Source organism: Amycolatopsis sp. NPDC031561 (assembly GCF_055580625.1).
Genome location: NZ_JBVILA010000063.1, coordinates 1 through 1,007, shown reverse-complemented (window position 1 = coordinate 1,007; position 1,007 = coordinate 1). Strand labels below are relative to the sequence as shown.

At 64.3% G+C, this 1,007-nt stretch carries 1 protein-coding gene; it reads left to right on the top strand.

Annotated elements, in window-relative coordinates; all coding sequences use genetic code 11:
- The first annotated feature begins 69 nt into the window (after positions 1 to 69).
- Positions 70 to 984, top strand: coding sequence for an IS982 family transposase (locus tag ACZ5IK_RS45210; RefSeq protein ID WP_465493363.1), 915 nt, complete (start codon positions 70 to 72; stop codon positions 982 to 984).
- Positions 985 to 1,007: the final 23 nt, after the last annotated feature.

Here is a 1,007-nt window from a genome sequence, read left to right as displayed (position 1 = left end):
AGGACTAGATGAGTAAGTCCAAGGGGTGGGTGTCTGGAGACGTGAAGCGAGGGTGTCGATGTACGGGTTGTGACGACCGACATTGACACCCTCGCGACCGCACTTTACGTCAGAACCGACGACTTGATCAGGGCGGCACCTCAGCTGGCGCCGTGGCGGCCGAGGGTCGGTATCGTGCCCAGCCTGACCGATGCCGAGCTGGTCACCCTCGCGGTGATGCAGGCACTGCTGGGCCACACCTCTGAAGCCCGCTGGCTGCGCTACGCCCATGACCACCTGGGGCACCTGTTTCGATACCTGCCCCAGCAATCGGGTTACAACAAGCGACTCCGCAACGCCGCCGAGCTGATCAAGAACGTCATCCAGGCACTCGCCACGGACACCACGCTGTGGACCGATGACGTGTGGGTGATCGACTCGACCCCGGTGGAATGCGGTCGCTCGCGGGAGACCGCGAAGCGCTCCGATCTGGCCGGGTGGGCGCAGTACGGGTACTGCGCCTCGCATTCCCGCTACTTCTGGGGCCTGCGGCTGCACCTGGTGTGCACTCTGGGTGGCCTGCCGGTCGCCTTCGCTCTGACCGGCGCCAAGGCCGACGAGCGTCAGACCCTGCTCGGGATCTTCGAGGCCAATCCCGCGCTGGTGCACGACCGCCCAGGCCAGACCCTGATCGCCGACAAGAATTACTACGGCAAGGCCTTCGAACACGACCTCATCGAGGCGGGGGTTGAGTTGCTGCGCCCGGCCCGCAAGAACGAGCCCGAACGGCCCGGCGCGCGACTGTTCAAGCCACTGCGCCAGACCATCGAGTCGATCAACCAGACCCTCAAAGGACAGCTCGACCTGGAACGGCACGGCGGACGCACCCCTGCCGGAGTCATGGTCCGTGTCCTGCAACGCGTTCTGGCGTTGACCGCCGCGATCTGGCACAACGACAAAACCGGACAGCCAGTCATGCGGTCGTTAACCGCCTACGACCACTGACACCTTGGAATCAATCATCTAGA